This window comes from Micromonospora sp. NBC_00860 (genome assembly GCF_045207375.1).
Lineage (GTDB): Bacteria > Actinomycetota > Actinomycetes > Mycobacteriales > Micromonosporaceae > Micromonospora > Micromonospora vinacea.
The window spans coordinates 4,625,175-4,637,875 of sequence record NZ_CP108825.1 but is presented as its reverse complement, the minus strand read 5'-3'; the positions used below and the strand labels follow the sequence as shown (position 1 = coordinate 4,637,875).

The following is a 12,701-nucleotide window of genomic DNA, read 5'->3' as shown; positions in this document are numbered from 1 at the left end:
GATGTTCGCGTGTTTGACACCTTGAGTGACCGCCTGTCCGGGATCTTCACCAAGCTCCGCGGCAAGGGTCGGCTCACCGACGCCGACATCGACGCCACCGCGCGCGAGATCCGCCTCGCGCTGCTGGAGGCGGACGTCGCGCTGCCGGTGGTCAAGGGCTTCATCGCGGCCGTCAAGGAGCGCGCACGCAGCGCCGAGGTCTCCCAGGCGCTGAACCCGGCCCAGCAGATCATCAAGATCGTCAACGAAGAGCTGATCAAGGTGCTCGGCGGCGAGGGGCGACGGCTCCAGTTCGCCAAGCAGCCGCCTACGGTGATCATGCTGGCCGGCCTCCAGGGTTCCGGTAAGACGACCCTCGCCGGCAAGCTGGCCCGCTGGCTCAAGGGCCAGGGCCACCAGCCGCTGCTCGTCGCCGCCGACCTCCAGCGCCCCAACGCCGTCGGGCAGCTCCAGGTGCTCGGTGGCCGGGCCGGTGTCGAGGTGTACGCCCCGGAGCCCGGCAACGGCACCGGTGACCCGGTGCAGGTGGCCCGCGCGTCGATCGAGCACGCGAAGCGCGCCGCCCGCGACATCGTCATCGTCGACACCGCCGGCCGCCTGGGCATCGACGCCGAGATGATGCAGCAGGCCGCCGACATCCGCGACGCCGTCTCGCCGGACGAGGTCATCTTCGTCATCGACGCGATGGTCGGTCAGGACGCCGTCCGCACCGCCGAGGCGTTCCGCGACGGCGTCGGCATCACCGGTGTGGTGCTCTCCAAGCTCGACGGCGACGCCCGTGGTGGTGCCGCGCTGTCGGTCCGCGAGGTCACCGGGCAGCCGATCCTGTTCGCCTCCACCGGTGAGAAGTTGGAAGACTTCGACGTCTTCCACCCCGACCGGATGGCCAGCCGGATCCTCGGCATGGGCGACGTCCTCACTCTGATCGAGCAGGCCGAGCAGGCCTTCGACTCCGATCAGAAGGAGAAGATGACCGCCAAGCTGATGGGCGGTGAGCAGTTCACCCTGGACGACTTCCTCGACCAGCTCATCGCGGTGCGGCGGATGGGCCCGATCGCGAACGTGCTGGCCATGATGCCCGGCATGGGGCAGATGAAGGACCAGCTTTCCGAGCTGGACGACAGCCACTTCGACCGGGTCACCGCGATCATCCGGTCGATGACCCCGGGCGAGCGGACCAACCCGAAGATCATCAACGGCTCCCGCCGGGCGCGCATCGCCAACGGTTCCGGGGTCACCGTGATGGACGTCAACCAGCTGCTCAACCGCTTCGCCGACGCGCAGAAGATGATGAAGCAGATGGGCGGCATGATGGGCCTGCCCGGTGGTGGCCGCCGCAAGGCGACCAAGTCGCCGAAGAACAAGCGCAAGGGCACCAAGGGCGGCGGTCGTCCGCGTACCGGGGCCGGCGCCGGGCTCCCGGGCGGCTTCCCGGGTGGCATGCCGCAGCTCCCGCCGGGAATGGACCCGAACGACCTCGCTGGCGGCCAGGGCCTCCCGCCCGGCTTCAAGCTCCCGAAGATCGACTTCAACAAGCTCGGCAAGGGCGGCGACAAGGGCCCGCGCTGACGCGTGTCGGTGACGGCGGGCGACTGATCCGGCGCTTAGGGTGATGTCGCCCCCGGGAAGGAGATGTCATGACCGCGGCCCCGATCCTGCCCGAACGGCACGAGTGGACGGTCGACGACCTCGGTGATCTGCCGAAGGACCTTCCGTACGAACTGATCAACGGAAGGTTGATCGTGCCGTCCCCCACTGCCGTGCATCAGGACCTCTGCGTCCGACTGCTGCTTGCCATCGAAGTCAACTGCCCGCCGGAATACCTGGTCAGCATCGACCTGTCCATGCGGGTCGACCGGCGCAACGAGCCGCGCCCCGACGTGGTGGTCATCCGCCGCAAGCACGCCGGCCGGTCCCCCGTCCCGGTCGAGGACGCCCTGCTCGCCGTGGAGGTCGTCTCGCCGACCTCCACCTTCCGCGACATGTACGACAAGGCGAAGGTCTACGCGCACGCCGGCGTCCGGTCCTACTGGGTGGTGGACCCGCTCCAGGAGCGCGTCACGCTCACCGAGTACACCCTTGGCGCCAACCGGGAGTACGAGCAGGTCGCCCACACCGAGGACCTGTTCGTCACCGAGCAGCCGTGGAAGGTCTCCGTGGACCTGCCCGCCCTGACCACCCGGAAGAACGACCTGCTCGCCCCCGACGAGGAGTGATCGGGTAGGACTGTGCGCATGGCTCTTCACGTGCGCGGTGTGCTGCTCCCCGACGACGAGGTCCGGGATCTCTGGCTGGTCGGCGACCGGGTGACCTTCACCCCGGTGCCCGGTGCGGAGACAGTCGTCGACGGTGGCTTCGTCCTGCCCGGGCTTGTCGACGCGCACTGCCACATCGGCATCGCCCGAGGTGGCGCCCCGATCACCTCGCTCGACCAGGCCCGCGAGTTGGCCCACGTCGACCGGGACGCCGGGGTGCTGGCGATCCGGGACGCCGGCTCGCCGTACCCGTACCCGGAACTCGACGACGAGCCGGACCTACCGCGACTGGCCCGCGCGGGCCAGCATGTCGCCCCGCCGAAGCGCTACCTGCGCGACATCGGCGTGGAGGTCGACGCCACCGACGTGGCGGCCATGGTGGCCGCGCAGGCGCGGGCCGGCAACGGCTGGGTCAAGCTGGTCGGCGACTGGATCGACAGGGGCGTTGGTGACCTCGCGCCGGCCTGGGACGCGGACACCCTCACCGCGGCAGTCCAGGCCGCGCACAAAGCCGGGGTACGCGCCGCGGTGCACACCTTCTCCGAGTCGGCCGTCGAGATCATGGTGCGGGCCGGCGTCGACTCGGTGGAGCACGGCACCGGGCTCAGCCTCGACCTGATCGACGAGATGGCCCGCCAGGGCACCGCGCTGGTCCCCACAATGATCAACATTGCCACCTTCGGGGGGATCGCCGAGCAGGCGCGGGGCAAGTTCCCCGGGTACGCCGAGCACATGCTCGCGCTGCGCGACGGCTTCCCCGAGGTGGTGCGTGCCGCGCACGAGGCTGGGGTGCCGATCTACGTGGGCACCGACGCCGGAGGCGGCATCGACCACGGGCTGGCCGCCGAGGAGATGCTGCTGCTGCACGAACAGGCCGGCATGGCACCCACCGACGTCCTCGCCGCCGCCTCCTGGGGCGCCCGCGAATGGCTCGGCTTCCCCGGCCTGGTCGAAGGCGGCCTCGCCGACCTGACCGTCTACCCCGAAGACCCCCGTAGCGACCTGCGCGTCGTCCGGGCCCCGTCCCGCACGATCCTCCGCGGCCGCGTCATCCGCTGACCTCGGCGTTCGGGGGATGCCACGACATCCAGGATCGAGCACGATCGTGGTGTGCGGCGAGATCGACGACGAAGATCCGCGCAACATCGGGGATGTTGCTGCCTCCCGCGCGCCTGAGGCAGCAACATCCGAGACGTTGCTCGGATCTTGGGGCGGTGCGGTGCGGGGCGGGGCGTGGGCGCGGAGGGTCAGAGGGCTGGGCGGGCGGCGGCGCTGAAGAGGCGTACGGCAAGGTCGGCGAGGGCCGTCGCGGTCTGCTCGATCGGTTCGCGGGGGAGCACGATGTGGCTGACCACCAGGCGGACGATGGTGTCGGCGGCGAAGGCCAGCGCGGCCTGGTCCGCCCCGGGCAGGTGGTCGCCGGCCCAGTCGATCAGCGCGCCGGACGCCTCGGTGAGGACCACCTCGGCGCGGGTGGTGAGGTACGGCAGTAGCTCGTCCGACCCCCCTCGGGCGCTGGTCAGGATCGCCTTGACCAGCGGGTTGTCCGACGCTGTGGAGAGGGTGCGCGCGATGGCGGCGTACGCGCCGGCCCGTACGTCGGAGCCGTGTGCGAGCAGCGCGTCGCGAACGTCGCCGACGAACCGGTCCACCTCGGCGCGGGCGAGCGCTTCGGCGAGGCCCGCCTTGTTACCGAACTCGTTGTAGACGGTCTGCCGGCTCACCCCGGCCGTGGTGGCCACCCCGCCCATCCGGACCGCGTCCCACCCGGCGGCGATGGTCCGCGCGCGGGCGGCGTCCACGATCGTGTCCCGCAGCCGCTGGCGGGGGGAGTCCGTCGATGTAGCCATGGTGGTCGAATTCTACGGCCGCACCCTCGGCCCGCCCAGCGTCGTCGTCGCCCGCCCGGCCGCACCGTCGGTCCGTCCGGCACCGTCGGTCCGTCGGCTTCGTCGACCTGCCCGGCGTCGTCGCGGCCCGTCGGCGGAGGGGCACGGCATGGCGTGGCGACTCCCGGACGCGGTGTCCGCCCGCGTGGCGCATAGGATGTGCGGTCATGGCACGCGTGCTCACTCCCCGTGCGGAGGATTTCCCCCGCTGGTACCAGGACCTGATCGCCAAGGCGAAGCTGGCCGACAACGGCCCGGTTCGCGGCACCATGGTCATCCGACCGGCCGGCTACGCCATCTGGGAGCGTATGCAGGCTGAGATGGACGCTCGGATCAAGGCGGCGGGTGCGGAGAACGCGTACTTCCCGTTGTTCATCCCGGAGAGTTACCTCAAGCGCGAGGCGCAGCACGTCGAGGGCTTCTCGCCGGAGCTGGCGGTCGTCACCCACGGTGGTGGCAAGCCCCTGGCCGAGCCGATCGTGGTGCGTCCGACCAGCGAGACGGTCATCGGCGAGTTCATGGCCAAGTGGATCGACTCGTACCGGGATCTGCCGCTGCTGCTCAACCAGTGGGCGAACGTGGTCCGGTGGGAGCTCCGTCCGCGGATCTTCCTGCGTACCAGCGAGTTCCTCTGGCAGGAGGGGCACACCGCGCACGCCACCCGTGAGGACGCCCGGGCGTACGCGCGGCGGATCCTGCACGAGGCGTACGAGGACCTGATGGTCAACGTGATCGGCATTCCGGTGGTGGTCGGCCTGAAGACGGCGCGTGAGCGGTTCGCGGGCGCGACGGCCACGTACACCTGCGAAGGCATGATGGGCGACGGCAAGGCGTTGCAGCTGGGCACCAGCCACGAGCTGGGTCAGAACTTCGCCAAGGCGTTCGACATCAGCTACTCCTCCAAGGAGGGCGGCCGGGAGCATGCCTGGACCACCTCCTGGGGCACGTCCACCCGGATGCTGGGTGGTCTGATCATGGCGCACGGCGACGACAACGGGCTGCGCGTGCCGCCGAGGCTGGCGCCGATCCAGGCGTACGTCATGATCGTCAAGGACGGCGACGGCGTCGGCGAGGCGGCGGCCAAGCTGCGCGACGGCCTGCGCGACGCCGGTGTCCGGGTCGCGCTCGACGATCGGACCGACACCCCGTTCGGCCGCCGGGCCGTCGACGCCGAGCTGCGCGGCTATCCGGTACGCGTCGAGGTCGGCCCCCGTGACCTGGCCGTGGGCAACGCGACGGTGGTGCGTCGGACCGACGGTTCGAAGACCCCGACCCCGGTGGCCGACGTGGTCACCGCGGTACTGGCCGCCCTGGAGACCGACCAGCAGGTGCTGCACGACCAGGCGCTGGCCAACCGCGAGTCCCGCACCGTGGAGGTGGCCACCCTGGCCGAGGCGATCGAGGCCGCCGCGACCGGCTGGGCACGGGTGCCGTGGTCGGCGGTGGGCGTGGCCGGCGAGGCGGAGGCGAACGGTCAGGGCGTCACGGTGCGCTGCCTGCTGCGCGCCGACGGTTCGGTACCGGACTCGGAGGACGAGCCGGATCTGATCGCCATCCTCGCCCGCGCCTACTGAGGTGCGGCCGGGCAACCCCGTCGACCGGTTCGAGCCGGGTCGGCTGATCATGCATCGGAACGTGCGGCACGGCCGGATCGGGTGGGTCCGGCCGGCCCGCGTGGTCAGCGACGACGATCGAGGGTTGCTGGTCTGGATCGCCCGGGACTCGCCGGTCGCCCACGAGGTGACCGAGGCCGGGCTGGGGATGCGGGCGATGCCGTTCGCCGAGTGGATCTCGTCGACGTACCGGTTGGCGGAGGGGCGCTGGAACGGCCCGCCGCTGTTGAAGTTCCTGCCCACCGGGGCGGCGCACTCCGTCTGGTGGTTCTCCGACGCCCAGGGCCGGTTCGCCCACTGGTACGTCAACCTGGAGGAGCCCGGTGTCCGCTGGGACGACGGCCCGGTGGCCGGCGTCGACGTGGTGGACCAGGACCTGGACGTGGTGGTGTGGCCGGACCGCAGGTGGGAGTGGAAGGACGAGGACGAGTTCGTCGAGCGGCTCGCCTTCGGCGCCGACTACTGGGTGACCGACGAGAAGGCGGTTCGCGCCGAGGGGGAGCGGGTGATCGCGCTCGCCGAGGCCGGCGAGTTCCCGTTCGACGGCACCTGGTGTGACTTCGTAGCCCCGTCGAAATGGGGCGTACCGGACAAGCTTCCGCCGGGATGGGACCGTCCGCCGGTGCGTTGAGCGGTGTTCCCGGTCACCGACGATGCGGGGTACGGGTCCGATGCGTGCGATCGGCAGCGGATCTGGCAGAATGGGTCGCTGGTATCCGGCGCGCGTCCGGCGCCCTCTAACCCGGGCACGTCGCCAGTCCACCGAGTAGTCTCCGGCCCAACCCCACGGGTCCGGTCGGCGCTCACCCATGCACACCGCCCGCCTGGGCCGGTGAGATCGCAACAGGAGCGAAACAACTGTGGCCGTAAAGATCCGGCTCCTGCGGATGGGCAAGATCCGCAACCCGCAGTACCGCATCGTCATCGCCGACTCGCGCACCAAGCGTGACGGTCGGGCGATCGAGTTCGTCGGGGTTTACCAGCCCAAGGAAGACCCCTCGATCATCGAGGTCAAGTCGGAGCGGGTCCAGTACTGGCTGTCCGTCGGCGCTCAGCCGAGCGAGGCGGTGCAGCGGCTGCTGGAGCTGACCGGTGACTGGCAGAAGTACAAGGGCCTGCCGGCCCCGCCGCCGCTCCTGGTTGCCCCCGAGCGGGCCGACCGCAAGGCGGCGTACGAGGCTGAGGCGAAGGCCGCCGCCGGGCTCGCCCCGGAGACCCCGGCCAAGCCGGCCAAGAAGGCCGCCAAGGCTGCCGAGGCTCCGAAGACCGAGGCTCCGGCTGAGGCTCCGGCCGCCGAGGCGCCGAAGACCGAGGCTCCGGCCGCTGCCGACGCCGGTGAGCAGGCCTGACATGCCACTGCGTCCGGCGTTGGAGCACCTGGTCAAGGGCATCGTCGACCACCCGGATGACGTCCGGGTGCGGATGGTCGATTCCCGTCGGGGCAAGCGGCTCGAAGTCCGCGTGCACCCCGAGGACCTCGGCACTGTGATCGGGCGGTCCGGCCGGACCGCCAAGGCGCTGCGCCAGGTGATCGGCTCCATCGGCGGCCGCGGGGTTCGCGTCGACATCGTCGACTCGTACTGATGCAGCTCGTCGTCGGCAGGATCGGCAAGCCGCACGGTGTCCGCGGTGAGGTCACAGTGGAAGTGCGGACCGACGAGCCCGAGGCACGGTTCGCCCCCGGCACAGTGCTGCGCACTGCGCCGGGGGCGACGCCCCCGCCTGCGCGCAACACTGTGCCGGGGGCGACACCCCCGCCTGCTAGCAACAGTGAGCCGGGGGCGACGCCTGCGGACGAGCCCGGCGTGCCGTTCCGGGTTCCGGCGGAGCTGACCATCGAGGAAGCCCGTTTCCACCAGGGCCGGGTGCTGATCGCGTTCGACGGCATCCTGGACCGCAACACCGCCGAGGCGTTGCGCGGGACGCTGCTCGTGGTGGACAGCGCCGACGTGGCCCCACCGGACGACCCGGAGGAGTTCCACGACCACCAGCTGGTCGGGTTGGCCGTGGTGACCCCGGCCGGCGAACGCCTGGGCGAGGTCGCCCGCATCGACCACGCGCCCTCGTCCGACCTGCTGGTGCTGCGACGCCCCGAGGGGCGTACCGCGTTGATCCCGTTCGTCCGGGCGATCGTTCCGGAGGTCGACCTGGCCGGTGGACGTGTGATCGTCGACCCGCCAGCCGGACTGCTCGACCTTTAGGACCAGCCCGCATGCGCGTCGACGTCGTGTCGATCTTTCCGGAGTACTTCGCCCCGCTGGACCTGTCGCTGATCGGACGGGCGCGGGCCAACGGCGTACTCCAGCTCGCCGTGCACGACCTGCGGACCTGGACCCACGACGTGCACCGCACCGTCGACGACACCCCCTACGGTGGCGGGCCAGGGATGGTGATGCGCCCGGAGCCGTGGGGTGAGGCACTGGACGCCCTCGCGCCGCTCGACGCCCCTCCGCCAAGGCTGCTGGTGCCGTCGCCGGCCGGTGCCCCGTTCACCCAGGCCATGGCGTACGAGTTGGCGGCCGAGTCGCACCTGCTCTTCGCCTGCGGTCGTTACGAGGGGATCGACCAGCGGGTCCTGGCGCACGCCGCCACCCGGATGCCGGTCACCGAGGTGTCCCTCGGTGACTACGTGCTCTTCGGCGGTGAGGTCGCGGTCCTGGTGATGCTGGAGGCGGTCACCCGGTTGCTGCCGGGGGTGCTGGGCAACGCGGGCTCGTTGGACGAGGAGTCGCACGCGCACGGGCTGCTGGAGGCGCCGATCTACACCAAGCCGCCGAGTTGGCGTGGGCACGACGTGCCGGAGGTTCTCCGCTCCGGCGACCACGGCAAGATCGCCCGCTGGCGGCGCGAGGAGGGTCTGCTGCGGACCGCGGCCCGCCGTCCGGACCTGCTGGCCGCGTTGCCGGCCGATCGGCTCGACAAACGGGACATCGCGGCCCTGGACCAGGCCGGATTTCAACCTCCACCGGGGGATGTGGCAAAGTAGGGGGGTTGCCGCATCCGTCCGCGCCCGCGGTCGGCTGCGAGGATCCCCGACCGGGGTCGGTCCGCCGATCACCACCCGGGAATCAGAATCACCCACCCGCGCACCGAGTGACGGTGCGCCGTGAGCCTTACGAGGACGCAGCGATGAACATCCTGGACGCCCTTGACGCCCAGTCGAAGCGGACCGACCTTCCCGACTTCCGGGCCGGTGACACCGTCAAGGTGCACGCCCGCGTCGTCGAGGGCAACCGGTCCCGTGTCCAGATCTTCCAGGGCGTCGTGATCCGCCGCCAGGGTGACGGTCTGCGCGAGACCTTCTCGGTCCGCAAGGTCAGCTTCGGTGTCGGCGTCGAGCGGACCTACCCGCTCAACGGCCCGGGCATCGACCGGATCGAGGTCGTGACCCGCGGCGACGTGCGTCGCGCCAAGCTCTACTACCTGCGCGAGCTGCGCGGCAAGAAGGCCAAGATCAAGGAGAAGCGGGAGAAGCAGCCCAGCTGACTTCCCGCTCGCCACGCCGCCCGAGCTGCGCGTATGCCGTACCGACCAGAGCGCACTACCCTGGTCGTACGGGCGCAGCGAGGCGGCGGTCCCGCCCACGTGGCGGGCAGCTGTCCACTACCGCCCGTGGAGCCTCGACGAGGCTCCCGGGCGGTGGTGTTTCTGCGGACCGGGGAGTGGCGTGGTGCAGACGCTTGACGAGGACGGCACCGTCGATCCGTGGCGCCGACGGGCTCGCCGTACCCGCCGGCAGATGCCCCTCTGGCAGGAGTTGCCGCTGCTGCTGGTGGTCGCGTTCTGCCTCGCGGTGCTGATCCGTACCTTCCTGCTCCAGGCGTTCTTCATCCCGTCCGGCTCGATGGAGGACACTCTCCTCGTCGGTGACCGGGTGCTGGTCAACAAGGTCGTCTACGACGTTCGTGACCCGCTGCGCGGCGAGGTGGTGGTGTTCCGGGGCACCGACCGTTGGGCGCCGCAGGTCGACGAGCAGCCGAAGCCCGGTGTCGCCGGCCGGCTCGCCCGCACCGTCGGCGACCTGGTCGGGGTGAGTCGTCCCGGTGAGAAGGACTTCATCAAGCGGGTGATCGGTCTCCCCGGCGACCGGGTCAAGTGCTGCGACAGCCAGGGGCGGGTGACAGTCAACGGCACCCCGCTCAACGAGCCGTACGTCCTGCGGGACTCACCACTGGACCTGCCACCCAACCCGGCGGAGTGTCGCTCCCGACGCTTCGACGAGATCGTCGTGCCGCCCGGTCAGATCTTCGTGATGGGTGACCACCGTGAGGTCTCCCAGGACGCGCGGTGCCAGGGGCCGGTGCCGATCGACAACGTGGTCGGCCGGGCCTTCATGGTGGTCTGGCCCTCGTCGCGGTGGAGCGGGCTGTCGGTGCCGTCGACGTTCGAGGACGTCTCCGGCCCAGCCACCGCGTCCCCCGGCGCGTCTCCGGTGCGACCGACTCCGCAGGGCGGTGTGCTGCTGATGCTTCCGTTGGCAGCCGCGCTACGTGCTTCCCGCGCGTTCCGGACGGTGCCGTCCAGCCGGGCAACGTAGGCTCCTTGGCGTGATTGACGAGCAGACCGACAAGCCGCGCAGCTCCTTCTGGAAGGAGCTGCCGATCCTGCTGGGTGTGGCGATCCTGGTCGCGGTGCTGGTCCGCGCCTTCGTGCTGCAGACCTTCTTCATCCCCTCCCCGTCCATGGAAAACACCCTCAAGATCGACGACCGGGTGCTGGTCAACAAGCTGGTCTACGACTTCCGGTCACCGCACCGCGGCGAGGTGATCGTGTTCAAGGCTCCGACCGAGTGGAGCGGTAACCCCGACGGTGAGGACTTCATCAAGCGGGTGATCGGCATCCCCGGGGACCACGTGGTCTGCTGCGACCCGGAGGAGCGGTTGATGATCAACGGCAAGTCGCTGGACGAGCCGTACATCTTCTCCATGGACGGGATTCGCGACAAGCCCGCCGACCAGGAGTTCGACATCACAGTGCCCGAGGGTCGGCTGTGGGTGATGGGCGACCACCGTTCGGCCTCCGGTGACTCACTGGAGCACTGGCAGCAGTCCGGGCAGAACATCACCGAGGCCACCATCCCCGAGGACGACGTGGTCGGGCGGGCGTTCACCGTCTTCTGGCCGGTCAACCGGGCCACCTGGCTGACAGTGCCCGACGGGTTCGACGGCATTCCCAAGCCGTAGGCCGACGGGGCGTGGGCGATCCGGCGTCGGTCTGGCAGGCTGGTGCGGTGACCGTGAGCGCGAGGAGTGAGCTTGCGAGCCCCGCAGGCGCGAGCAGTGGCGACCGTGCCTACACCCCTCGACGCGCGGCCCGCGTGCTGCTCGTCGACGCGGCCGGCCGGGTCCTGCTTTTCGAGGGCTTCGACCCGGCCCGACCCGGGCACCGATACTGGTTCACTCCGGGCGGCGGGCTCGATCCGCTGGAGTCCCCGGCGTCGGGTGCCGCCCGGGAGTTGGCCGAGGAGACCGGCCTGCGGCTCGACCCGGCCGAGTTGGGCGAGCCGGTCTGGTCCGACGCGACCGAGTTCTCGTTCGACGGCGTCTGGTACCGCCAGGAGCAGGATTTCTTCCTCTTCCGGGTGGAATCCTGGCGGGTGGACACCACGGGCTTCAACGACGTCGAGCGGCGCAGCATCGCCGACCACCGCTGGTGGCTTCCCGACGAGTTGGTGGCCAGTGGCGACCGGTTCTACCCCCCGGAGCTGCCCGCCCTGCTGACCCGGCTGGGGTTGCCGACCACCGCCGGCCAGTGCGAGGCGTCGTGCTGACCCCGCCGCGCACAGTGGTGCGTCGCGAGGCCGGCCTGTACGCCCTGGAGCGGGCGTTGCAGCGGCGTGGCTTCCGACACGTCGCCGGTGCCGACGAGGCGGGCCGGGGGGCGTGCGCCGGTCCGCTGGTCGCCGCCGCGGCCGTGCTGCCCGAGGGGCGGCGCGGCGAAATCGAAGGGCTGGCCGATTCGAAGCTGCTCACCCCGGCCAGTCGGGAACGGGTGTACGCGGAGGTCGTGGACCGCGCGCTCGCGTACGCCGTGGTGGTCATCCCGGCCGACGAGGTCGACGCCCGGGGCCTGCACGTGTGCAACCTGGCCGCGATGCGCCGGGCGCTCGCCTCGCTCACCACCCGCCCGGAGTACGTGCTGACCGACGGCTTCGGCGTGGACGGCCTGGGTGTGCCCGGGCTGGCGGTGTGGAAGGGCGACCGGGTGGCCGCGTGTGTGGCGGCGGCCAGCGTGCTGGCCAAGGTCACGCGGGACCGGCTCATGGTGGAGTTGGACGGGGTGTACCCGGCGTACGGCTTCGCCGAGCACAAGGGCTACATCACCCCGGAGCACTCGGCGGCGCTGCGGGAGCACGGGCCGTGCCGGGAGCACCGGTTCTCGTACGTCAATGTCGCCGCGGTCTCCGGCCGCGACGGCCGGCCGCCGCGCGCTCGACGGCCCGGTGGCCACGGCTCGGATGAGCCGATGGAGCGCTCGTGGGCGTCAGGGGGTACCGTCGGCGTGGCGTTGGGCGAGCAGCCTCGGCCTCCGACGCCGGTGGGGGAAGATGTGGCCATGGAAGGCGGAGTGCGATGAGCGCGGAAGATCTCGAGAAGTACGAGACCGAGATGGAGCTGCAGCTCTACCGGGAGTACCGCGACATTGTCCGCCAATTCTCCTACGTGGTGGAGACGGAGCGCCGGTTCTACCTGGCCAACCAGGTCGACCTGCACGTGCGTAACTCCGACGGCGAGGTCTACTTCGAGGTCGAGATGCACGACGCCTGGGTGTGGGACATGTACCGTCCCGCCCGCTTCGTGAAGAACGTCCGAGTGATGACCTTCAAGGACGTCAACGTCGAGGAGTTGGAGAAGCCCGACATCTCGCTGCCGGCCGACTCCGGCTTCGGCGGCTGAGCTCACCCCAGCCACTGCTGGGCCGTGCCACGGGCCCCCCACCCGTGG

General features: G+C 70.8%; 16 protein-coding genes. 15 read left to right on the top strand and 1 reads right to left on the bottom strand.

What is annotated here, in order from left to right; genetic code table 11:
- Positions 1-9: 9 nt before the first annotated feature.
- From ffh to OH804_RS21180, 3 genes are all read left to right on the top strand, one after another.
- Positions 10-1,569, top strand: coding sequence for a signal recognition particle protein (gene ffh, locus OH804_RS21190; protein ID WP_406059048.1), 1,560 nt, complete (start codon positions 10-12; stop codon positions 1,567-1,569).
- Positions 1,570-1,637: 68 nt separating this feature from the next.
- Positions 1,638-2,216: a Uma2 family endonuclease gene (locus OH804_RS21185; RefSeq protein WP_406059046.1), complete on the top strand. Its 579-nt coding sequence runs from the start codon at positions 1,638-1,640 to the stop codon at positions 2,214-2,216.
- A gap of 18 nt (positions 2,217-2,234) precedes the next feature.
- Positions 2,235-3,314, top strand: a complete 1,080-nt coding sequence (locus OH804_RS21180; RefSeq protein WP_406059044.1) for an amidohydrolase family protein — start codon at positions 2,235-2,237, stop codon at positions 3,312-3,314.
- 188 nt (positions 3,315-3,502) lie between these two features.
- On the opposite strand, the gene OH804_RS21175 is transcribed toward OH804_RS21180, so the two are convergent.
- Positions 3,503-4,105 (bottom strand): TetR family transcriptional regulator, encoded by a 603-nt coding sequence (locus OH804_RS21175; protein ID WP_406059042.1) that lies wholly within the window; start codon positions 4,103-4,105, stop codon positions 3,503-3,505.
- Positions 4,106-4,311: 206 nt separating this feature from the next.
- On the opposite strand from OH804_RS21175, the gene proS reads away from it, so the two are divergent.
- From proS to OH804_RS21115, 12 genes are all read left to right on the top strand, one after another.
- Positions 4,312-5,718, top strand: a complete 1,407-nt coding sequence (gene proS / locus OH804_RS21170; RefSeq protein ID WP_196921525.1) for a proline--tRNA ligase — start codon at positions 4,312-4,314, stop codon at positions 5,716-5,718.
- Positions 5,719-5,767: 49 nt separating this feature from the next.
- Positions 5,768-6,388, top strand: a complete 621-nt coding sequence (locus tag OH804_RS21165; RefSeq protein WP_196921526.1) for a DUF402 domain-containing protein — start codon at positions 5,768-5,770, stop codon at positions 6,386-6,388.
- A 229-nt stretch (positions 6,389-6,617) separates the two neighbouring features.
- A complete protein-coding gene (rpsP, locus tag OH804_RS21160; protein ID WP_196921527.1) occupies positions 6,618-7,106 on the top strand; it encodes a 30S ribosomal protein S16 in 489 nt (162 codons plus the stop codon).
- Positions 7,081-7,341: an RNA-binding protein gene (locus OH804_RS21155; protein ID WP_172862164.1), complete on the top strand. Its 261-nt coding sequence runs from the start codon at positions 7,081-7,083 to the stop codon at positions 7,339-7,341. Before rpsP ends, OH804_RS21155 begins: the two co-directional genes overlap by 26 nt.
- On the top strand, positions 7,341-7,958 hold the full coding sequence (rimM, locus tag OH804_RS21150) for a ribosome maturation factor RimM (protein ID WP_406059039.1): 618 nt from the start codon (positions 7,341-7,343) through the stop codon (positions 7,956-7,958). The genes OH804_RS21155 and rimM overlap by 1 nt, the downstream gene beginning before the upstream one ends.
- Positions 7,959-7,969: 11 nt before the next feature.
- On the top strand, positions 7,970-8,743 hold the full coding sequence (gene trmD, locus OH804_RS21145) for a tRNA (guanosine(37)-N1)-methyltransferase TrmD (protein WP_112588424.1): 774 nt from the start codon (positions 7,970-7,972) through the stop codon (positions 8,741-8,743).
- A gap of 143 nt (positions 8,744-8,886) precedes the next feature.
- A complete protein-coding gene (gene rplS / locus OH804_RS21140) occupies positions 8,887-9,243 on the top strand; it encodes a 50S ribosomal protein L19 (RefSeq protein ID WP_030335223.1) in 357 nt (118 codons plus the stop codon).
- Between the two features lie 181 nt (positions 9,244-9,424).
- Complete coding sequence (gene lepB, locus OH804_RS21135) at positions 9,425-10,294, top strand: signal peptidase I (protein ID WP_406059036.1); 870 nt, start codon at positions 9,425-9,427, stop codon at positions 10,292-10,294.
- A 10-nt stretch (positions 10,295-10,304) separates the two neighbouring features.
- Positions 10,305-10,940, top strand: a complete 636-nt coding sequence (gene lepB, locus OH804_RS21130; RefSeq protein ID WP_196921530.1) for a signal peptidase I — start codon at positions 10,305-10,307, stop codon at positions 10,938-10,940.
- 47 nt (positions 10,941-10,987) lie between these two features.
- The gene (locus OH804_RS21125; RefSeq protein WP_406059034.1) at positions 10,988-11,527 is read left to right on the top strand and encodes an NUDIX hydrolase; all 540 of its coding nucleotides are present in this window, start codon (positions 10,988-10,990) and stop codon (positions 11,525-11,527) included.
- On the top strand, positions 11,521-12,333 hold the full coding sequence (locus OH804_RS21120; protein WP_196921532.1) for a ribonuclease HII: 813 nt from the start codon (positions 11,521-11,523) through the stop codon (positions 12,331-12,333). Before OH804_RS21125 ends, OH804_RS21120 begins: the two co-directional genes overlap by 7 nt.
- Positions 12,330-12,653, top strand: coding sequence for a DUF2469 domain-containing protein (locus OH804_RS21115; protein ID WP_007075222.1), 324 nt, complete (start codon positions 12,330-12,332; stop codon positions 12,651-12,653). The genes OH804_RS21120 and OH804_RS21115 overlap by 4 nt, the downstream gene beginning before the upstream one ends.
- Positions 12,654-12,701: the final 48 nt, after the last annotated feature.

Excerpts from the sequence above, each read along its gene's own strand:
- OH804_RS21185 (WP_406059046.1), top strand. The coding sequence starts at position 1,638 with ATGACCGCGGCCCCGATCCTGCCCGAACGGCACGAGTGGACGGTCGAC.
- OH804_RS21180 (WP_406059044.1), top strand. The coding sequence starts at position 2,235 with ATGGCTCTTCACGTGCGCGGTGTGCTGCTCCCCGACGACGAGGTCCGG.
- OH804_RS21175 (WP_406059042.1), bottom strand. The coding sequence starts at position 4,105 with ATGGCTACATCGACGGACTCCCCCCGCCAGCGGCTGCGGGACACGATC.
- proS (WP_196921525.1), top strand. The coding sequence starts at position 4,312 with ATGGCACGCGTGCTCACTCCCCGTGCGGAGGATTTCCCCCGCTGGTAC.
- OH804_RS21165 (WP_196921526.1), top strand. The coding sequence starts at position 5,768 with ATGCATCGGAACGTGCGGCACGGCCGGATCGGGTGGGTCCGGCCGGCC.
- rimM (WP_406059039.1), top strand. The coding sequence starts at position 7,341 with ATGCAGCTCGTCGTCGGCAGGATCGGCAAGCCGCACGGTGTCCGCGGT.
- trmD (WP_112588424.1), top strand. The coding sequence starts at position 7,970 with ATGCGCGTCGACGTCGTGTCGATCTTTCCGGAGTACTTCGCCCCGCTG.
- rplS (WP_030335223.1), top strand. The coding sequence starts at position 8,887 with ATGAACATCCTGGACGCCCTTGACGCCCAGTCGAAGCGGACCGACCTT.
- OH804_RS21115 (WP_007075222.1), top strand. The coding sequence starts at position 12,330 with ATGAGCGCGGAAGATCTCGAGAAGTACGAGACCGAGATGGAGCTGCAG.